The 19,555-nt window shown below is 71.6% G+C and carries 19 protein-coding genes; 7 read left to right on the top strand and 12 right to left on the bottom strand.

What is annotated here, in order from left to right; genetic code table 11:
- Positions 1–25 precede the first annotated feature (25 nt).
- Entirely contained in the window at positions 26–514 is a 489-nt protein-coding gene (locus RC1_RS11510; RefSeq protein WP_148213437.1) for a PAS domain-containing protein, read from the top strand.
- Positions 515–544: 30 nt separating this feature from the next.
- On the opposite strand, the gene RC1_RS11515 is transcribed toward RC1_RS11510, so the two are convergent.
- From RC1_RS11515 to RC1_RS20810, 4 genes are all read right to left on the bottom strand, one after another.
- Positions 545–928: a response regulator gene (locus RC1_RS11515; RefSeq protein ID WP_012567567.1), complete on the bottom strand. Its 384-nt coding sequence runs from the start codon at positions 926–928 to the stop codon at positions 545–547.
- Entirely contained in the window at positions 925–2,727 is a 1,803-nt protein-coding gene (locus RC1_RS11520) for a sensor histidine kinase (RefSeq protein WP_012567568.1), read from the bottom strand. The genes RC1_RS11515 and RC1_RS11520 overlap by 4 nt, the downstream gene beginning before the upstream one ends.
- 212 nt (positions 2,728–2,939) lie before the next feature.
- Entirely contained in the window at positions 2,940–4,478 is a 1,539-nt protein-coding gene (locus RC1_RS11525) for a pyruvate kinase (RefSeq protein WP_012567569.1), read from the bottom strand.
- 120 nt (positions 4,479–4,598) lie between these two features.
- Positions 4,599–5,171, bottom strand: a complete 573-nt coding sequence (locus tag RC1_RS20810; protein ID WP_012567570.1) for a DUF2147 domain-containing protein — start codon at positions 5,169–5,171, stop codon at positions 4,599–4,601.
- On the opposite strand from RC1_RS20810, the gene lepA reads away from it, so the two are divergent.
- Positions 5,170–6,972 carry a translation elongation factor 4 gene (gene lepA, locus RC1_RS11535; RefSeq protein ID WP_012567571.1) on the top strand — a complete coding sequence of 601 codons (1,803 nt, stop codon included), beginning with the start codon at positions 5,170–5,172 and terminating at the stop codon, positions 6,970–6,972. The two genes, RC1_RS20810 and lepA, sit on opposite strands and share 2 nt — an antisense overlap.
- Before the next feature lie 1,425 nt (positions 6,973–8,397).
- Here the strand turns inward: lepA and RC1_RS11540 are convergent.
- Positions 8,398–9,159 (bottom strand): SDR family NAD(P)-dependent oxidoreductase, encoded by a 762-nt coding sequence (locus RC1_RS11540; RefSeq protein ID WP_012567573.1) that lies wholly within the window; start codon positions 9,157–9,159, stop codon positions 8,398–8,400.
- A 155-nt stretch (positions 9,160–9,314) separates the two neighbouring features.
- On the opposite strand from RC1_RS11540, the gene RC1_RS20815 reads away from it, so the two are divergent.
- Together RC1_RS20815 and RC1_RS11550 are read left to right on the top strand one after the other, a co-directional pair.
- Positions 9,315–9,806, top strand: coding sequence for a YkvA family protein (locus tag RC1_RS20815; RefSeq protein ID WP_012567574.1), 492 nt, complete (start codon positions 9,315–9,317; stop codon positions 9,804–9,806).
- A 19-nt stretch (positions 9,807–9,825) separates the two neighbouring features.
- The gene (locus RC1_RS11550; protein ID WP_012567575.1) at positions 9,826–10,374 is read left to right on the top strand and encodes a DUF3429 domain-containing protein; all 549 of its coding nucleotides are present in this window, start codon (positions 9,826–9,828) and stop codon (positions 10,372–10,374) included.
- A 28-nt stretch (positions 10,375–10,402) separates the two neighbouring features.
- Here the strand turns inward: RC1_RS11550 and RC1_RS11555 are convergent, their stop codons facing one another.
- The gene (locus tag RC1_RS11555; protein WP_012567576.1) at positions 10,403–11,317 is read right to left on the bottom strand and encodes a DMT family transporter; all 915 of its coding nucleotides are present in this window, start codon (positions 11,315–11,317) and stop codon (positions 10,403–10,405) included.
- A gap of 260 nt (positions 11,318–11,577) precedes the next feature.
- Here RC1_RS11555 and RC1_RS11560 point away from each other — a divergent pair, with 260 nt between their 5' ends.
- Positions 11,578–12,327 (top strand): FkbM family methyltransferase, encoded by a 750-nt coding sequence (locus RC1_RS11560; protein WP_012567577.1) that lies wholly within the window; start codon positions 11,578–11,580, stop codon positions 12,325–12,327.
- Positions 12,328–12,351: 24 nt separating this feature from the next.
- Here RC1_RS11560 and RC1_RS11565 read toward each other — a convergent pair whose 3' ends face one another.
- Positions 12,352–12,570: a hypothetical protein gene (locus tag RC1_RS11565; protein WP_012567578.1), complete on the bottom strand. Its 219-nt coding sequence runs from the start codon at positions 12,568–12,570 to the stop codon at positions 12,352–12,354.
- On the bottom strand, positions 12,567–12,851 hold the full coding sequence (locus RC1_RS11570; RefSeq protein WP_148213438.1) for a plasmid mobilization protein: 285 nt from the start codon (positions 12,849–12,851) through the stop codon (positions 12,567–12,569). The genes RC1_RS11565 and RC1_RS11570 overlap by 4 nt, the downstream gene beginning before the upstream one ends.
- A gap of 200 nt (positions 12,852–13,051) precedes the next feature.
- On the opposite strand from RC1_RS11570, the gene RC1_RS11575 reads away from it, so the two are divergent.
- A complete protein-coding gene (locus RC1_RS11575) occupies positions 13,052–13,792 on the top strand; it encodes a hypothetical protein (RefSeq protein ID WP_012567580.1) in 741 nt (246 codons plus the stop codon).
- Between the two features lie 8 nt (positions 13,793–13,800).
- On the opposite strand, the gene RC1_RS11580 is transcribed toward RC1_RS11575, so the two are convergent.
- Complete coding sequence (locus tag RC1_RS11580; protein WP_012567581.1) at positions 13,801–14,427, bottom strand: ParA family protein; 627 nt, start codon at positions 14,425–14,427, stop codon at positions 13,801–13,803.
- Between the two features lie 11 nt (positions 14,428–14,438).
- A complete protein-coding gene (locus RC1_RS11585) occupies positions 14,439–16,007 on the bottom strand; it encodes a CYTH and CHAD domain-containing protein (protein ID WP_012567582.1) in 1,569 nt (522 codons plus the stop codon).
- Between the two features lie 259 nt (positions 16,008–16,266).
- Here RC1_RS11585 and RC1_RS11590 point away from each other — a divergent pair, with 259 nt between their 5' ends.
- Positions 16,267–17,424, top strand: coding sequence for an ISAs1-like element ISRce1 family transposase (locus RC1_RS11590; protein WP_012566211.1), 1,158 nt, complete (start codon positions 16,267–16,269; stop codon positions 17,422–17,424).
- A 23-nt stretch (positions 17,425–17,447) separates the two neighbouring features.
- On the opposite strand, the gene RC1_RS11595 is transcribed toward RC1_RS11590, so the two are convergent.
- Complete coding sequence (locus tag RC1_RS11595) at positions 17,448–18,521, bottom strand: class I SAM-dependent methyltransferase (protein WP_012567583.1); 1,074 nt, start codon at positions 18,519–18,521, stop codon at positions 17,448–17,450.
- Positions 18,522–18,591: 70 nt separating this feature from the next.
- Positions 18,592–19,329, bottom strand: coding sequence for a TetR/AcrR family transcriptional regulator (locus RC1_RS20165; RefSeq protein ID WP_012567584.1), 738 nt, complete (start codon positions 19,327–19,329; stop codon positions 18,592–18,594).
- Between the last annotated feature and the right edge of the window lie 226 nt (positions 19,330–19,555).

A 19,555-nucleotide genomic window follows, 5' to 3' on the forward strand; every position in this document is an offset into this window, starting at 1 on the left:
TTCCCGTTGCCACAGGCATTCATCCGTGCCCACCGATCACCTTGACAGTTCCGCCATGTCGCCCGAGGCGACGCGATTCGCGCAGGCCTGCCTCGCCCTGAGGAACGAGGGGCTGCTGCGCAAGGCCGCCTTCCGGGCGGAGAACCTGCCGGTGGACCTGCTGCCCAACGTGGCCATCCTGGACTGGGCCCCTCCGGAAAACCTTCGGGTGCGGCTGGCGGGCACCGCCCTCTGCACCAGCTACGGGCGCGACATCACCGGGCTGGACGTGCTGGACCTGCCCAGCGGCCTGCCGCCGGAGCACAACCGCGACGCCCTGATGCAGGCGCTGCGCACGCCGGACCTGACGGCGCATCTGGTCAGCTTCCAGCATGGCGGGATGACCGTGGCCTATGAGCGGCTGGCGCACCCGCTGGTGGATACCGAGGGCACGGCCCGCTGGCTGGCGGTCTGGGTCAAGCTGCGGCCGGGACTGACCCGAACCGTCTTCATGGGGCTGGTCGGCGAGGACTGACCCGGCCGGACCGGACCCGGCGCAACAGGCTCAGCAGGCACAGAAGGCCTGCACCATCTCCGCCAGCAGCCGCCGCGGATTGACCGGCTTGGACACCCGGCGGGCGTGGCGCAGCACGGGATCGGCCGTCGCCATCGTCTCGTAGCCGGTGACCAGCAGGAAGGGAATGTTGCCGTCGCACAGGCGCTGCGCCACGGGCGTTGAAAGCTGGCCGTTCAGATTGCCGTCCAGGATCGCCGCATCCGGCACATGGTCGTCCAGCAGCAGCAGCGCCCGCTCCACCGACGGCGCCGGGCCGATCGGCACACAGCCGAGGCCGGTCAGCATGTCCTCATAGGCGAGGGCGATCAGCATCTCGTCCTCGACGACGAGGATGCGTTTGTTGCGCAGGCAGGTCGGGTCGGCGGCGGTCAAGGCATCACGCTCGGTCTATGATCCTCTCCCGGCCCAACCGGGGCGGGGAAGCGTAGTTCCCAGCACAGCCCGTCCTCCTCCGGGTACAGCTCGGCGCGGCCGCCCAGTTCCAGGTCGGCGGCCCGGCGGATCAGGCGGGTGCCGAAGCCTTCCGCCCGGTCGCGCGGGGGCCGCCGCCCGCCCCGCTCCCGCCAGGTCAGCCGGATGCCGCCGTCCGCCGGCTCCCGCCGCCAGGCCAGGTGCAGACGCCCCGCAGGCGCCGACAGGGCACCGTGGCGGGCGGCGTTGCTGGCCAGTTCATAGAGCACCAGCCCCATGGCCACGGCCTGCTTCGGCGGCAGGGTGACGGCCGGCCCCTCGATGCTGACGCGCCCCTCGTGCGGGGCCAGTTCCTCCTCCGCCAGCGCGCGCAGGTCCACCCCGTTCCAGTGCGCCCGCAGCACCAGCCCGTGGGCACGGGCCAGCGCCTCCAGACGGCCGTGGAAGGCGTCACCGAACTCCGCCAGGGTCGTGGCGCGGTGCAGGGTCTGGGCGGCCAGCACCTGCACCACGGCAAGCGTGTTCTTGACCCGATGGCTCAGCTCCGAGGCCAGCAGGCGCTGGCTCTCCTCCGCCCGCAGCCGCTCGGCCACGTCCTCGAAGGTGCTGACGGCCAGGACGACGCGGCCCTGGGCATCGCGGATGGGGGCGGCGCTGACCTCGAAATGGGTCAGGCGGCCGTCGCCGCGGCGGTAGGGCATCGGCTCGCGCTCCACCCGCTCGCCGTCGCGCGCGGCGCGGGCGATGGGATAGCGCTCCGGCGGCCGGGGCGATCCGTCCGCCTCCAGCGCGCCGTAGCGGGCATAGCCACCGATGTCGGCCGACGACAGCAGGGGATGGCCCAGCAGCGCCACGGCACGGGCGTTGTGGAACAGAAGCTCGCCTGACGGCGCCGCCGCGACTGCGACGCCCACGGGCATCTGCTCGATGATGGCGCGCAGCCGGGCCTCGCTGTCCCGCAGATCCTGCTCGGCCTGTTTGCGCGCGGTGATCTCCAGATGGGTGCCGGTGGCGATCAGGGGGCGGCCGTCCGCGGCACGCTCGACCACGCTGCCGGTATCCAGCACCCAGATCCAGTGCCCGTCCCGGTGACGCAGCCGGTGCTCGCAGACATAGAGGGGCGTGCGGCCCTCCAGATGGTCGGTCAGCACGGCGGAGATGCGGGTGCGTTCCTCCGGATGGGTCAGCGTCTCCCAGGCGCGGACATGCGGCTCGATCTCCTCCCGCGCATAGCCGAGCATCCCGATCCAGCGGTCGTCGAACGCGACCGCCCCGGTCTCGACATTCCAGTGCCAGGACCCCAGGCCGGCGCCACGCAGCACGACCTCCAGCCGGTCCCGCGCCCGGCGCAGGTCGGCGGCGATGGCCTCACGCTCGGTCAGGCCGTCGCGGGCGCGCCACTGCCGGCGGCGGGAGCGTCGGGCGAAGGCGACGGCGGCGCACAGATCGGCGTCGCGCACCGGCCGTTCCAGCCGCAGCGCGGCGGCGACGGCCGCGGGCGGGGCGGGCGGACCGCCCGGGCCGGCCAGCAGCACGACGGGAAACTCCGACCAGACCGGCTGGCCGGCGGTCCAGGCGGCCAGCCGCGCCAGTGCCGGTCCGGCCAGCGCCTCCTGCGCCAGCACCGCCGCTTCGGCCGTGTCGATCCGGTCCAGCACATCGGCAAGATCGGCGCAGACCGCCACGGGACCCTGACCCGCCCGCTCCAGCAGGGCGGCGACGGTGCGGGTCTCGGTCCGGTCGGCGGCGAGGAGCAGCACGGGCGCCGGCCGCTCCCGGGACGTCTGGCCTGCCGCAGAACCGGGCCGCTTGCGTCCTGCCATGATGCCCTGTCGTTGTCCCACCGGCCGGAGGCCGGTCGCGGGACCCTGCCCATAACATGCCCCTGTAGGCAGGTGCGACAGAATTGCCCCGGCACCGGCCACCGCAATGGGGGTATCGGGCCATCGGGCGGACAGAGGCGGCGCCGGTCCTACCAGCTCAGCAGGGCGCGCAGCCGGGGGGTCTTCTTCATCTGGTGCCCGGCCATGCGGCCCAGCAGCCGGTCGAGCGCGGCGACCGCCTCGGCCACATGCTCGCCCTTGTTCAGCATGACGCATTCGGCGCGCGAGGCCATGGCGGCGTCGGTCATCTCCCCGCGCGTCGGCAGGCCCTTCTTCACCAGCGTCTCCAGCACCTGGGTCGCCCAGATGACGGGGACATGCGCCGCCTCGGCCAGCCAGAGGATCTCCTCCTGCATCTCGGCGGTGCGCTCGAAGCCCAGCTCCACGGCCAGATCGCCGCGGGCGATCATGATGCCGAAGGGCTGCCGGCCGGCCGCGGCGACGATGATGCCGGGCAGGTTGCGCACCGCCCGCGGCGTCTCGATCTTCGCCACCAGCCCCAGGCGCCGCCAGTCGTCCGGACGGCGGCGGCGCAGCTCCTCCTGCAAGGCGTGGACGTCCTCGGCCGACTGCACGAAGCTGTAGCCGATCAGGTCGGCGTGCGCGGCCACGAAGTCCAGGTCCGCGCGGTCGTCGTCGGTCAGGGCGGCCAGCCCCAGTTCCGTGTCCGGGAAGTTCAGCCCCTTCTCCGGCTTCAGCCGGTGCCCGTCGGGCGGCGCGTGCTCGACCCGGAGCAGCAGCCCGTCCGGCCCGGCGGCGGTGACGACGGCGCCCACCCGCCCGTCGTCGATGAAGACCCGGTGGCCGGGCCGGGCACAGGCCAGCACGGCCGGGATGGTGCAGGTCGCCTGATGCAGGGGCGCGTCGCGCCGCGGGAAGCGGGCGGCGGCGGTCAGCAGCAGCGGGTCGCCGATGCCGATGCGGCGGTCGCCGGCCGGGGTCAGGACGCTGCCGGTGCGCACCTTCGGCCCGGCCAGATCCATCAGCACCCGCACGCGCCGGCCGGTGGCGGCCTCGGCCCCGCGCAGGTTGGCGATCATGCGGCCCCAGGCATCGGGACCGTCATGGGCGCAGTTGATCCGAACGGCATCCGTCCCCGCCTGCACCAGCCGGCGCATCAGGGCGGGGTCGGTCGCCGCTTCGGGCGGCAGGGTGACCAGGATGCGGACCTGCCGGGGACCATCGGGCCGTGGCCCGAACAGCTCGACCGCGTTGCGCGCCAGCAGGCGCTCGCCGCGGAAATAGCGGCGCGGTCCGGGAAAGTCGCCTGGCCGCGGCGCCCCCGCGATGGCGGCCAGCGCCGCCGCCACGGCGTCCAGGTTGGCGCGCACGCGCCCCTCGCAGCGGCCCAGGCTGGACAGGCCCCAGGGCATCAGCGCCGTCTGCAACGGCCGCAGGTCATGCCGGCGCAGCGCCAGATAGTCGGCGAAGTTGGCGGCGGACAGGCGGAAGGCCCGGCGCTCCACCCGGTCGCCCCACCCGGCCAGGACCGCCGCCGCTTCCGCCGCGACGCAGTCACGCAGGCCGGAGACCAGCCCCAGCAGGGCAGCGGGCGATGCTGCGGCAGCGTGCGAGAAATCCGGCGGATGGCAGCCCGCCTCCGGCGGGACGGGAACGGTATCCGGCATGGGGGGCCCGCTTCTGCATCGGTTCCCCCGTTCTAACAGCCCCTCATGACAGTCAGGTGACAGTCCGGCCCGGTGACAGCCCCGCGTGCCCCGTCGTCCTGCCCCCTCCGTCCGGGTGGGTCAGTCCGCGCCGCCCGCGGTCGGGGTGCAGCGCGGCAGGTCGGGCGGTGCGGGCTGCCAGGTCTGGCTGCGACCGAACCAGGGGATGCCGACATAGCCGCGCACCCGCAGCCGCTCCGGCCCCTCGACATGGACACGGGCGCGGTAGGTCTCGCCGCTGCTGGGATCATAGACGCGGCCGCCGGTCCAGTCGTCCGCCCCGTCCCGCTCCAGGCCCCAGATCACAGTCAGGCCGCAGAGGTCGCGGTCGCGCAGCGCCGGGTCGGGATTGCGCCGGTCCTTCGCCACGCCGTCGGGATACTGGTCGGGCCGGCCCCAGACCAGCCGGCCGCAGAGCGACGGTCCGCAGGCGAAGAACTCCACCGCCGCCTTGCCGTTCTGCATCATCCAGACACCCCGCGGCACCGCCGCCCCGTCCGCAGGGGCCGCCGCGGCCGGCAGCGGCGCGAGAAGGACGACGCCCGCCAGCAGGGCGGCCGGAGCGAGGGCGGGGGCGACCCGCGCGGGCCGCCATTGCCTAGCCGGGCCGCAGCCCCTATGTTGCAGCGGCTTTCGGAGGCAGTCCCGTTCCATGACCGATCTTTCCCGCATCCGCAATTTCTCCATCATCGCGCATATCGATCACGGCAAGTCCACGCTGGCGGACAGGCTGATCGAATTCTGCGGCGCCATCGAGGCGCGGGAGATGAAGGCCCAGCTCCTCGATAACATGGACATCGAGCGGGAGCGCGGCATCACGATCAAGGCGCAGACCGTCCGCCTGAACTACAAGGCCAAGGACGGCGAGATCTATCAGCTCAACCTGATGGACACGCCGGGCCATGTGGACTTCGCCTACGAGGTTTCGCGCTCGCTCGCCGCCTGCGAGGGGTCCATCCTGGTGGTGGACGCCAGCCAGGGCGTGGAAGCGCAGACGCTCGCCAACGTCTATCAGGCGATCGACGCCAACCACGAGATCGTCCCCGTCCTGAACAAGATCGACCTGCCGGCGGCCGACGTTCCGCGGGTGAAGCAGCAGATCGAGGACGTGATCGGGCTGGACGCCTCGGACGCGGTGGAGGTCTCGGCCAAGTCCGGCATCAACATCGACGGCGTGCTGGAGGCGATCGTCACCCGCCTGCCGCCGCCCAAGGGCGATGCGGCGGCGCCGTTGCAGGCGCTGATCGTGGACAGCTGGTACGACGCCTATCTGGGCGTCGTCGTGCTGGTGCGCGTCGTCAACGGCGAGCTGCGCACCGGGCAGAAGGTGCGCTTCATGGCCACCGGCGCCACCCGCGAGCTGGACCGCGTCGGCATCTTCGGACCGAAGAAGATGCTGGTGGACAGGCTGGGGCCCGGCGAGATGGGCTTCGTCACCGCCGCCATCAAGGACATCCGCGACACCAAGGTGGGCGACACCATCACCGAGGAGAAGCGTCTGGCGCCGACGCCGCTGCCGGGCTTCAAGCCCTCCATCCCGGTGGTGTTCTGCGGCCTGTTCCCGACCGATGCCGCCGATTTCGAGGATCTGCGCGAAAGCCTGGGCAAGCTGGCGCTGAACGACGCCAGCTTCCAGTTCGAGATGGAAAGCTCGGCCGCGCTGGGCTTCGGCTTCCGCTGCGGCTTCCTGGGCCTGCTGCACCTGGAGATCATCCAGGAACGGCTGGAGCGCGAGTTCAACCTCGACCTCATCACCACCGCACCGTCCGTCGTGTACCGCATGCACATGAACGACGGCACGATGAAGGAGATGCACAACCCGGCCGACATGCCCGACCCGGTGAAGATCGACCGGATCGAGGAGCCGTGGATCAAGGCCAACATCATGCTGCCGGACGAGTATCTGGGCGGCGTGCTGCAGCTCTGCACCGAACGGCGCGGCATCCAGAAGGACCTGACCTATGTCGGCGGCCGCGCCATGCTGGTCTACGAGCTGCCGCTGAACGAGGTGGTGTTCGACTTCTACGACCGGCTGAAGTCCATCTCCCGCGGCTATGCCAGCTTCGACTACGTGCTGGAAGGCTACCGCGAGGGCGACCTGGTGAAGATGTCGATCCTGGTCAACAACGAGCCGGTGGACGCGCTGGCCATGATCGTCCACCGCACCCAGGCCGAATACCGCGGCCGCCAGCTCTGCGAGCGGCTGAAGGACCTGATCCCGCGCCACCTGTTCAAGATCCCGATCCAGGCGGCCATCGGCGGCCGCGTGATCGCGCGCGAGACCATCGCCGCGCTGCGCAAGGACGTACTGGCCAAGTGCTACGGCGGCGACATCAGCCGCAAGCGCAAGCTGCTGGACAAGCAGAAGGAAGGCAAGAAGCGCATGCGCCAGTTCGGGGAGGTGGAAATCCCCCAGAGCGCCTTCATCGCGGCGCTGCGGATGGGACAGGAGTAGGCGGCCGGCCCAGCCCGCCCTCTGACCGGCCCGCCGCTCCAGAGTCCCGTAGGGCCTGGAAACACGGATGGCACGGATGCCGGCTGCGCCGGCGCACGGATGGCACGGATAAGGGGATACCCCCTGTCCGTGTTCATCCGTGGAAATCCGTGTTCATCCGCGTTCCTGAAATACCGGCCGTGGGCGGTCCATCCTGGACAGCGATGCGCCGTAGTCCCCTGGGGCCTGGAAACACGGATGGCACGGATGCCGGCTGCGCCGGCGCACGGATATGCACGGATAAGCAGATATCCTCTATCCGCGTTCATCCGTGGAAATCCGTGTTCATCCGCGTTCCTGAAATACCGGCCGTGGGCGATCCATCCTGGACAGCGATGCGCCGCGGTCCCCTGGGGCCTGGAAACACGGATGGCACGGATGCCGGCTGCGCCGGCGCACGGATATGCACGGATAAGGGGAGAACCCCTGTCCGTGTTCATCCGTGGAAATCCGTGTCCATCCGCGTTCCTGAAATACCGGCCGTGGGCGATCCATCCTGGACAGCGATGCGCCGCGGTCCCCTGGTGCCTGGAAACACGGATGGCACGGATGCCGGCTGCGCCGGCGCACGGATGGCGCGGATAAGGGGATACCCCCTGTCCGTGTTCATCCGTGGAAATCCGTGTTCATCCGCGTTCCTGAAATACCGGCCGTGGGCGGTCCATCCTGGACAGCGATGCGCCGCGGTCCCCTGGGGCCAGGAAACACGGATGGCGCGGATGCCGGCTGCGCCGGCGCACGGAGGGCGCGGATAAGGGGAGAACCCCTGTCCGTGTTCATCCGTGGAAATCCGTGTTCATCCGCGTTCCTGAAATACCGGCCGTGGGCGGTCCATCCTGGACAGCGATGCGCCGTAGTCCCCTGGGGCCTGGAAACACGGATGGCACGGATGCCGGCTGCGCCGGCGCACGGATATGCACGGATAAGCAGATATCCTCTATCCGTGTTCATCCGTGGAAATCCGTGTTCATCCGCGCTCCTGAAATACCGGCCGTGGGCGATCCATCCTGGACAGCGATGCGCCGCGGTCCCCTGGGGCCTGGAAACACGGATGGCACGGATGCCGGCTGCGCCGGCGCACGGATATGCACGGATAAGCAGATATCCTCTATCCGCGTTCATCCGTGGAAATCCGTGTTCATCCGCGTTCCTGAAATACCGGCCGTGGGCGATCCATCCTGGACAGCGATGCGCCGCGGTCCCCTGGGGCCTGGAAACACGGATGGCACGGATGCCGGCTGCGCCGGCGCACGGATGGCACGGATAAGGGGATACCCCCTGTCCGTGTTCATCCGCGGAAATCCGTGTTCATCCGTGTCCAGAAAATGCCGACCGTCGGCCGGCATCCCGGCCTGACTCCGGGGCCGGAGCGTCAGGCGGTGCGGATCACTTCGGGGCCATGCGCAGGGCGCCGTCCAGGCGGATGGTCTCGCCGTTCACCATGGTGTTGGTGCAGATGAAGTGGACGAGGTCGGCATATTCCTCCGGCCGGCCCAGCCGGGGCGGGAACGGGACGGAGGCGGCGAGGCTGTCCTGCGCCTCCTGCGGCAGGCCCAGCATCATCGGCGTCAGGAACAGGCCGGGGGCGATGGTCACCACCCGGATGCCGAAGCGCGCCAGTTCGCGCGCCGCCGGCAGGGTCAGCGCATGGACGCCGCCCTTCGAGGCGCCGTAGGCCGCCTGACCGATCTGCCCGTCGAAGGCGGCGATGGAGGCGGTGTTGACGATCACCCCGCGCTCCCCGTCCGCCAGCGGGTCGAGCCGCTGCATGTCGTCGGCCGCCAGCCGCAGCACGTTGAAGGTGCCGATCAGGTTCACCTCGATCACCCGGCGGAACAGGTCCAGGCTGTGCGGCCCTTCCTTGCCCAGCACCTTGGCCGGGGTGCCGATGCCGGCGCAGTTCACGGCGATGCGGGCCGGCCCGTGCCGGTCGCGCGCCGCGGCGATGGCCGTGGCCGCCCCTTCCGCGCTGGACACGTCGCACAGCACGGCGAAGCCGCCGATCTCCCGCGCCACCGCCTCGGCATTGCCGAGATTGACGTCCAGCACCGTCACCCGCGCCCCGGCCGCGGCCAGCCGGCGCGCCGTGGCCGCCCCCAGGCCCGAACCGCCGCCCGTGACCAGCGCCGCCATACCCTTCACATCCATGGGGTTTCCTCCCTGATCGTCTGCCGCCGCGTCGGCGCGGCCGCCTGCGGCCCTGATAGACCCCCGGCCGGGGCCGCCGCAACCGCCGGACCCCGCCGCATCCGCCCTGGGGGCAGACGCTTCCCTGCGCCCCCGTCCCGCCCCATATTGGAAGCATGAGCCACACCGGACCCGACAGCGGTCCCGGCGCCGCCTTCGCGGAGGAGGCGCTGCGGATCGACCCGATCAAGCTGGAGCGCGACCGCCGTCTGGTGCTGCGCCAGTTCTGGCGCAAGCTGCGCGGCACCCTGGCCCGCGTCCCCTTCGTGGAGGATGCGGCGGCCGCCTTCAACGCCGCCACCGATCCGCGCACGCCGCCCGCGGCGAAGGCGGTGCTGCTGGGGGCGCTGGCCTATTTCATCGCGCCCATCGACTTCATGCCCGACTTCGTGGCGCTGCTGGGCTATACCGACGACGCCACCGTGCTGATGCTGGCGCTGAAGACGGTGCGCGACAATCTGCGGCCCGAGCATTACGAGCGCGCCCGCGCCTGGCTGGCCGACCAGGGGGTGGAGCGCACCGACGCTGACGAGGTGGCCGACGGCCCGGTCATCGACCATGAACCCGCGGCCCCCGGCGACGGGCGGGACCGTCCGGGTCCGGCATGAACAGGACTCCGACCCAGGCATGACCACGCAGACGACCGCCCCCGCCGCCCCTGTCCGGACCGTCCGCTCGGGGCCGTTCCGCGACGTGCCCGCCCCCGCCGTCTGGCTGGGGCTTGCCGGGCTGATCCCGTTCTATGCCGGGGCGCTGGGCGGCTGGCTGCTGCCCGCCCCCCATGCCGCCCATGCCCTCCAGTACATGCTGTATTACGGGGTGGCGATCCTGAGCTTCCTGGGCGGGGTGCACTGGGGTCTGGCGCTGGCCGGCTTCGGCGCTCCGGCCGTGGCCGATCCGGAGGAGGACCCGCCCGCCAGCATGGACTGGACACGGCTGGGCTGGAGCACGGTGCCCGCCCTGATCGGCTGGCTGGCCCTGTTCCTGAGCGGCTTCGCGGCGCAGATCACCTTCCTGCTGGCCGGCTTCGTGGGCATGCTCTACGGCGATTTCCGCGCCGCCCTGGCCGGGGCGGCCCCGCTCTGGTACCTGAAGCTGCGCCGGCCACTGACGGTGCTGGTGGCGGGGGCGCTGGCGATCGCGCTGGCCCGCACGGCCGTCACGCTGGGGACATGAGGGCGGGAACCTGCCGCTCCCGCGGGGTTCAGCCCCGTGGGGCGGGTGCGGCCAGCCGGCCGCCGCGCCGGGCGATGTAGAGCGTGCTGGCGACGATGATCGCCGCCCCCGCCGCCGTCCAGCCGTCCACCGCCTCCCCGAAGATCCAAAAGCCCAGGGCCGCCGCCACGGGCAGGCGCACATAGTCGAACGGGGCGACGAAGCTGGCCTCCGCCCCCACCCGGTAGGCGCGGATGACGGCGGCCTGACTGCCGACGCCGAGCAGCCCCAGCAGCCCCAGCAGCAGCCACTCCGCCGGCGTCGGCGGAACCCAGACCAGCCAGGCCGGCCCCACCAGGGCGATGGCGGAGACCACCTGGAAGCTGAGCAGCAGCGTCAGTTCGCGGTCGTCGTCGGGCATCGCCTTCACCTGGGCCGCCGAGGCGGCGACGAACAGGGCGTTGCCCAGGGCGGCCAGCGCCGCCCACTCGACCATCCCCGCCCCCGGCCGCAGCATCACCAGCACGCCCAGGAAGCCGACGATGGTGGCCGTCCAGCGCCGCCAGCGCACCGTCTCGCCCAGGAACAGCACGGCGATGACGATCATGAACAGGGGCTGCGCGAAGGTGATGGCGGTGACGGTCGCCAGCGGCAGCATCGTCAGGGCGTAGAAGCTGCACACGATGGCCGCAAGCCCGGTCAGGCCGCGCACCAGATGCCGGCCGGGGTAGCGCGGCCAGGCCGTGGCCCAGCCGGCGCGGGCGATGAAGGGCAGCACCGCCAGCACCCCCACCGCGGCCCGGAAGAAGACGATCTGCATGGCGTCCAGCCGCCCGCCCAGCAGCTTGACCACCGCCCCCATGCAGGCGAAGCCCAGCGCCGACAGCAGCATCCAGAGCACGCCGCGCAGATTGACGGACAGCGGCTTCCCGCCGCCGGCCGGCGGCGGCGGTTGCGGCGGCACGGGCGGCTGCGAAGACGGAAGCGGGGGCGAAAGCGAGGGTCCGGGCGGCATGCGGCGCACCCTAGCGGGGCCGGGCGCGCCCGGCCAGCCGGCGGCGGCACGCCCGGCGGGGCTGACCGCGCCGCGGGCGGTGCCGCCCCCGACCAGCCCCCCTGTCCGCCCGCGCTGTTGCCGTGGCGTCCCGGCTCGGCCAAGCTCCGGGAACCTGCCCGCCGGGGGTCGCCCCGCGGGTCCCCCCCGACGGAGCCCGTCGCCCGGGAATGCGCCTGGACCCCGCCCGCCTGTTCGGCCTTGTCCGATCGCTGCTGATCTACCGGGCACGCCCGCATCAGGCGCGGCGCCTGCGCGCCTTCTATGCCGAGTTCGCGGGCCGGGGCGATCTCTGTTTCGACATCGGCGCCCATGCCGGCGACCGTATCCGCGCCTTCCGCAGCCTGGGCGCCCGCGTCGTGGCGGTGGAGCCGCAGCCGGATCTGGCCCTGCTGCTGCGCGGGCTGCACGGGCGCGACCGCAACGTGGTGCTGCTGGACTGCGCCCTGGGGGCCGCCGACGGGCAGGCGGAGCTGCGCATCAACCGGCGCAACCCCACGCTCTCCACCCTGTCGGGGGCATGGGCGGCACGGATCGGCGGCTCGCCCCGCTTCCCGCAGGAGCACTGGGACGCCACGGCCCAGGTGCGGGTGCGCACGCTGGACGGGCTGATCGCCGAGCACGGCCTGCCCGTCTTCACCAAGATCGACGTGGAGGGGGCGGAGGCCGAGGTGCTGGCCGGGCTGTCGCAGCCCCTGCCCGCACTGTCCTTCGAATATCTGCCGGAGTTGCCGGATCTGGCCTCGGCCTGTCTCTGGCGGCTGGCGGCGCTGGGCCGCTACGTCTTCAACGCCAGCGCCGGCGAGAGCCTGGACTGGGAACTGCCCTACTGGGTCGGCCCGGCGGAGCTGAACGAATGGCTGCGCTCCCGCCGGCCGGAGGATGGCGGCGGCGACGTCTACGCCCGGCTGGCCCCCTGAGCGGCATCCCGGTCAGGGCCGGCGTCAGGTCCTGTCATCACCGCGGCCCCGGTCCGCGATCCGGAGGACGGCTCCCTCCGCCGGCCGGGCGATCTCGATCACCGTCTCGACGCGGACCAGCCGCCGGTCCATGTCGCGCACCTCCTCTGCCAGCGCCTTGACGCCGTCGCTGACGGCAACGACCTTCCCGTTCAGCTCAATAGCCGTCTTCAGGCCCGCAAGGATGTCCTTCAGCACGGTCATGCGCGCCTCCGACTGCCGACCTCGGCCAACGTCGCGGCGACCGCTTCCAAGGCGTCATCCAGCGCCCGAGCCGCCGCACGGTTGCTTTGGTCTAGCTCGACCGCCAGCGCCGCAAGCTGGCGCATCTCCTCCTGAGCGTCGGGGTCGTAGCCGTCGACCGATCGGCGCACAAGGTCGCTGATGGTAACGCCGGCCGCCGCCGCCTTGCGCTCCAGCGACTGCCGCTCAGTCGGCGTCATCAGTACAGTAACCCGCTCCGTCGCACGCTCAACCATCGCCATGTCAGTCTCCAGGATCATGTGCGTACCATGATAATGGTATCGCCGTCCCGCCGGCACAAGCCGGCCCGGCGCCGGCCGGCAGACGCGAGGAACCAGCACGGAAAACAAACGGAACGCGATCCGGAGACCGGACTTCGTTGAAGGTGGCGGGACGTTCTTCTATACCTTGAATTCCGCCACAGCGTAGACGGCCAGTAGAAATGATCGACGATGCCTGGATCGAGAGCCTTCCGGAAGATCCCTGGCTCGCTCTCAGCCAGTGCGTCGAAATCTGGCCCGCACTCCGGAAGTCGGCGATCCTGCATGGCGGCGCCCAGCCTGTGCGGGAATGGAATACGGATCGTTACGACGACTTCATACAGATATACGCTGTCTGCACCACCATCACCCGCAACATCGGGGAAATCATCACAGGCGAGATAGAGTTCGCCGCGTCGGCGCAGGCGAACATGGAGAAGATCGACAAATACATGGAGTTCATCTCCGCCGCCGTGCAGCGGAAGATGACCGACATCAGGGTCATGGAGATACGGCGCAGGACCGGCGCCCTGCTGCGGACCGCGCCGGGCTACACCCTGACCGAAGGCGACATCGAGCGGGCGCAGAACATCATCAACGAGCTGCGGGGCCTGATCGCCGCCTCGGACTCCCTGGAGGAGCGGTTCCGGCAGCGCCTGCTCCGGAAGCTGGAATCCCTCCAGTCCGAACTGCACAAGCGCATGTCGGACTTCGACCGCGTCTACGGCATGATCGCGGACGCCTCCGTCCTGATGCGCAAGATCGGCGAGGACGCGAAGCCGATCGTCGAGAGAATCCGGGAGCTTGTCGGCATCGCCTGGAGGTCGCAGGCCCAAGGCGAGGAGCTGTCGAGCGACACCCCGCCGCCGCAGATCGGAACCGGGGCCGGGACCGGGGCCGGGGAAGCCGGCACCTCACCCTGACCCTCCCCTCAGTCCAGGCTGCGGATGAAGTCCAGCAGCGGGGTCCAGTCGGCGCGGACCTCGGCGGCGCGCTTGCTGGTGAGGTCGAACAGGGTCAGGCCGCTGTCGGCGAGGTCGGGGTAGAGCTGGCTGTCGCGCAGCCGCGCCACCACCGTATGGCCGACGCCGGAGAGGAAGCGGTCCAGCCGCTCCGCCGCCCTGGTGCGCGGGCGCAGGCGGTTGCCGACGACGGCGACGGGGATGCGGTTCTTGCGGATGGCCTTCAGCTCGTCCAGCTTGCCCAGGAAGCGGGCGGTCGCCGCCTCGTCGAAGGCGCCGGGCAGCACGGGCAGCACCACGAGGTCCGCCTCGCGCACCAGCTGCTCCACGTCCTTCGCCCGCATCGCGGCCGGGGCGTCGATCACCAGCCGGTCCACGCCCTTGGGCGGCTCCCCGATCTCCTTCGTCCAGTCGATGCCCAGGATGGCGGCGGCGGTGCGCGGCCGGCGTTCCAGCCAGCCGAGGGAGGAGCGTTGCCGGTCCACCTCCGCCAGCACGGTGCGGGAGCCCGCCGTGGCGAAGGCCGCGGCGAGGTGGGAGGCGATCGTCGTCTTGCCGACACCGCCCTTCACGTTGGCGACGAGGATGGAGCGCATGGGCCGTGAGCCTACCCCAGCTTCGGGGGCTCTGACCAGAAGGGCCGGGTTTCCGCGAACGCCTCCCAGTCGCGGACCAGCCGCGGTTCCAGGCTCTGCAGCCCGCGGCCGTGCCAGCCCAGCACCATGCCGGCGCCCTGACGCCAGCCCTCGGGCGCGTCGGCGCCCAGTTCCGCCTCCACCTGCCCGATCAGCTTGTGGACGGTGGCGACATCCTGGAGATGGCCCAGCGCGTCCTGGAGTTCGGCCAGATCGTCGGCGTACTTCTTCACCGCCTTGGGATCGTAGAGCCCGCGGAAGAAGTCGGCGGCGTAGCGCAGCTTCTTCAGCGCGATGCGCAGCCGGTGCCGGGCCTCCGGCACCAGGGTGGCGAAGCGGCGGCCGCGCTTGCGCGCCTGCCGGTGGCGCCCGTCCAGCAGCCGGTCGGCGGCGGCCTGGACGGGGGAGAGCAGCGCGGCGGAGGTCTCGCTGACCGGCTGGTCGCGCCAGCCGCGCCCGTCCACCCAGGCGCCCAGCCGCAGCAGCAGGGCGGTGTAGCGCGGCGACCGGATCGCCTCCGCCGCGCGGTCGTAGCCCAGCGCGCGGCAGCGCCGCGCCGCCGCGTCCAGCGCGCGCAAGGCCGGCTCGCCGGGAAAGGCCGCGTCCACCGGCGCCAGCAGCGCGCCCAGGAAGACGTCCCAGTCGCGCGCCTGCCCGCAGGCGTCGGCCAGCCATTTCACCTCGTCCGCCAGCGCCGCGTACTGCGCCGGCGGCAGGTAGTCGCGGAAGAGCTGGAGCGCCGAGCGCAGCCGGCGCAGCGCCACCCGCACCTGATGGATGCCCTCCGGATTGTCGCCGGCCAGGGCGCAGGCCTCGTTGGCGACCAGATGGTCGATGCAGTGGCGCACGATGCGCGCCATGGCCGATTCGACCGTCTCCTGCGGTCCCAGCACCAGCTTCGTGGCCTTCACCGGGCCGTCCACGGCCCCGGCCGCCAGCGCATAGCCGCGTTCCGCCTTGGAACGGGTCTCCACCCGCAGCGGCGCCACCGCGTTGAGCGCCAGCGCGATCTCGTAGAGGCTGCGGGGATCGCTGCCGTTCTTCAGTTCAAGCTCGATCTCGTGGACCGCCAGCACCTGCCCGTCGGCGGTGCGGATCTCGCCCTGGTCGATGGCGACCTCCACCTCCTGCCCCTCGGCGGGAACCAGGGTGCGGACGGTGCGGCGGATACGGGCCTCGAACACCGGCCGCAGCTCGTCCTCGTCCAGCGGGCCGAGCGACGGCAGGGGGTTGCCTTCCGGCAGGACCGTCAGGTCCGGCGCGGCGCCGGCGACCGGCGCCTCCCACTCGCCGCGGGCGAGCGCCATGCCCGCCGTCTCCGCCGCCGATTTCAGGGTCTGCACGTAGCGCCGGCCCTGCCGCCGCACCCGCAGCGACAGCGCCTGGCCGTGCAGGCGAAGATCGGCGGTGTCGAAATAGACCGTCTCCAGCTCGCGGGTGACGGCGCGGCCCTTGCCCCCGGACAGCACCGGCGCGGCCCGCAGCCGGGGCAGATCCTCCGGCCGCAGACGCAGTTTCAGCTCGATCTCCTGTCCGGACATGCGCCGGCCCTGCTCCCTTGCCGAAGAACGCTGCGCCCGCCGTCGCGTCCCGCCCCGCACCGCTCCGCCCTGCCAAGACGGAACCATGCCGCTGCGCTGCGGGTCCGGACGACCGGCGGCCAAGGTATACGCCCGCCCGGGCTTCCGCAATGTGGCGGCGACGTTACGCAGGGCACTGAACTCATGTGACAGCGGGTGACAGATTGCGGAACTGCTGATTCTGTGGGCCGGTGTTATCGGACGGCACGGGATCGGCGTCATGGACGAGGACGATTGGGGTTCGAAGTCGCGGCTTCGGGTGCTTTTGGAGCATTTCAGCCGGATAGAGGACCCGCGGGATGAGCGGCGGATCCTGCATCCGCTGCCGGAGATCCTGCTTTTGGTGGTGTGCGGCACGATGGCGGACTGCGACGACTACGAGAACATCGCGGCCTGGGGTGCGGCGCACCTGCCGTTCCTGCGTCGGCATCTGCCCTACGCGCACGGCGTTCCCGGCGAGCGGTGGCTGACGATCCTGATGAACCGGATCGATCCGGCGCTGTTCTCGGCCGCCTTCACCGCGTGGGTACGTGCGACCTTTCCGGGGCGGGCCGACTTCGTCGCCATCGACGGCAAGACCTCGCGGCGTAGCCACGACCGCCGCGCCGGGACCGCGCCGATCCACCTCGTATCCGCCTTCGCGACGACCTCCCGCCTGGTGCTCGCCCAGGAGGCGGTCCCCGACAAGGCCAACGAGCTTGCGGCGATTCCGGTGCTGCTCGACCGGCTCGGCGAGAACGGCGGGTTGGCCGGCGCCCTCGTCTCCATCGACGCCATCGCCACCAACCCGACCATCGCCGCCGCGATCCGGGGCCAGGGCGCCGACTACCTCCTCGCCGTCAAGGCCAACCAGCCCACGCTGCGCGCGGAGCTCGAGGTGGCGTTCGCCGTCGGCGACGGCGCCGACCACCACCACGACCTCGACAAGGGGCACGGCCGGGTCGAAGAACGCCACGTGAGCGTGATCCGTGAGGTCGACTGGCTCTCCGGCACGCGCCGGTTTCCTGGGGAGATGCGCCTGCCCGACGTCGCCGCCATCGTCCGCGTCCACACCACAGCCCACATCGGCGACCGGACGCGGACCGACACCCGCTACTTCATCTCCTCCGCCCCGCTCACCGCCGAACGCGCCGCCGACGCCGTCCGCGGGCACTGGGGCATCGAGAACAGGCTGCACTGGGTGCTCGACGTCCTCTTCAAGGACGATCTCTCGCGCTTGCGAACCGGCCACGGTGCCAAAAACATGGCCGTCGTCCGCCACTTCGCCCTCAACCTCATCCGCGCAGCCAACGACCGAAAGTCGCTCAAGACGCGCCGAAAAATGGCAGGATGGTCGGACGACTACCTCGCCTCTCTCCTCAACCCCGCCATCCCTTAACTTGGATTCGAAGCCCTGCGACGTTACGACCCCGCGACAGGGGCCGCGGATCTGCGGAAGGCCACCAGCTTGGACATGAAGGCGAGATCCCGCCGCTCCTCCGCCAGCCCCTGGGCGGTGAACAGGGGCGCGAAGTCCCGGGCCACGTAGTCGCCGTAATAGGGTTCGTGGAAGGTTACGGGGAACAGCCGCAGAAGCGCGTCGAAGCGCGGCTTGTCCCCGGTCTGGAGGCTGTCCATCACGACCAGCAGGCCGCCCGGCTTCAACACCCGCGCCATTTCCGCCGCGGCCCGGGCGCGCACCTTCCGCGGCAGCTCGTGCAGCAGGAAGATGCAGGTCACCACGTCGAAGCTGGCGTCGGGGAACGGCATCGCCTCCGCCGGGGCCTGCACCGCGTGGTGCCGCGACCAGGGGGCCAGGGTGCGCCGCGCCTGGGCGAGATAGGGGGCGCTGAGGTCCAGCGCCGTGACGTCCAGGCGCGGCCAGTTGTCCTTGACGAAGGTGAGGAAGCGCCCGGTGCCGGCGGCGACGTCCAGCAGGCGCAGGTCGCGCACCGGCCGGCCGTGCAGATGCTCCGCCACGGGCACCAGCACCTGCCGGCGCATGGCGTCCGCCCCGCCGCCGAACAGCACCTCCACCTGATGGTCGTAGAGCCGGGCGGAGCGGTCGGACAGGTAGCCGTCGGTCTGGAAGTGGAAGTTCTGGCGGTAGTAGCGGGGCAGCTTCTCCGATCCCGGCAGGGGCGCGCGGAACACCTCGGCATTGCCGCCGCTGCGCCGCCGCCGCTGCACCTCCGGCACGTCGCGCAGGAAGCGGGCGGCGTCCGCCAGCAGCCGGCGCGGATTGCCCACCAGATCGTGCGGCATGCGGTAGAGCCCGGCCTCGATGTTGCGCCAGTCGCGCCGCAGCAGGCCGCGCAGGTCGGCCAGCACCTCCGCCGTGGAGGGGAACGGCCCCGGCGGCCGCGCGTCGGGATCGGGGCGGTTGCCGCCCAGGCGGGCCGCCAGCGCGTACTGGCCGAAGAACCAGCCCACCCGCGCCGCCTGCCCCACCGCGTAGGCGACCCGTCCTGCCGCCCGTTCCGTCACCGTCGCCATGCTTCCCTCCCCCGTCCTGCCGGGCCCGGTCCGGACCGCCTGCCTGTCCGGTCCCGCGGGGGGCGGACGCTCAGCCGCCGTCGCGGGCGAGCGAGCGGTCCAGCGCCTGCCGCGCCGGCGGCGTCAGACAGGGCCGGGCCAGCGCGAAGATGTGGCGCACCCCGTCACGGATGGCCTCCTCCGGCCGGAACCCTTCCGGCGCGCCGTTGCGGGCGAACTCCCAGAACCCGCGGGACACCAGCCAGATATTGTCCGCGAGCAGCCGCAGGTCGAGGTCCGCCACCCCTTCGGAGACGATTCCGGTGCGCCGCAGCCGGCACAGCGTCTCCGCCAGATGCGCCACGAAGCGGCGTTGCAGGTCCGCCATGTCGCCGGCGAGATCGGGATCGCGCCGGCACAGCTCGGCCATGTCCTCGTAGAAGAAGCGCCAGCGCAGCATCAGGTCGAAGGTGCCGGCCGTGTAGTGGCGGAAGATCTCCACCGCCCCGCCGGTGACCGGCGTCTCCAGCAGGGCGCGGCATTCCTCGCCGAACCGCCCGTAGGCGGCGCGCACGATCTCCTCCTTGTTGCGGAAATGGTAGTAGAGGTTGCCGGGGCTGATGCCCAGTTCCGCCGCGATATGGTTGGTCGTCACCGCCGAGGTGCCGCGCGCGTTGAACAGACCGATGGCCAGATCGACGATGGCATCGCGGGTGCGGCCGGAACGGGCGGTGCCGCGCCGGGCGGGCGCGCAGGGGGGCTCGGGCGGCTCGGACCGCTCCGGTTCTGGCGGGCCGGCGGCGCGGCACTTCGCGGCACTGTCCTTCATCGGGCCTTCGTCGAAACTGCGGGCGTCGAAACTGCGGGCGTCGAAACTGCGGACGGCGGAACGGCGGGCGGCGGAACGGCGACGGGGAAGAACCGGGTCCCGGGCCACCCCAGGGCGTCCCCGGCCTGGAGCGTTTACTCTAGGTCGGCCGTCGCGCTAGGGTCAAGGAAAGCCAGGGAAACCGGCCGCCCGCGGCCCGGCCCCTTCCGACGCAGAACCGAAAGCG

Source organism: Rhodospirillum centenum SW (assembly GCF_000016185.1).
GTDB lineage: Bacteria > Pseudomonadota > Alphaproteobacteria > Azospirillales > Azospirillaceae > Rhodocista > Rhodocista centena.